Annotated in this window: 1 protein-coding gene; it reads right to left on the minus strand. The window is 63.5% G+C overall.

Annotation, left to right across the window (positions count from 1 at the left end; genetic code table 11):
• A partial coding sequence (locus ACNEUN_RS06370) for a hypothetical protein (protein WP_463631609.1) occupies positions 1–237 on the minus strand: 237 nt, incomplete at its 3' end.
• Positions 238–249: the final 12 nt, after the last annotated feature.

Below are 249 nucleotides of genomic sequence, written 5' to 3' on the forward strand. Positions count from 1 at the left end.
GGGTCGCGCGTCGTCCGCGTAGCCCGCCGGCATGACGATCGCCGGTGGAACCCCATCAACGTCGTACCTTGGGGCATGCCGTCTATCCCAGTCCGCAATGGCGCGCTTTGAAGCTTGATGCTCAAAGTGGGCGGCGATGGTGACGCCAGCCCCGATCACAAAGGCGAGCACTGCCATGCCGGTCCAGAACCAGTGAAAGACACGGCCAAGGCGCCCGAGGAAGCTCGGATTCGTCACGTTGGTCTATGG

Source organism: Gardnerella sp. C0684A1 (genome assembly GCF_055326835.1).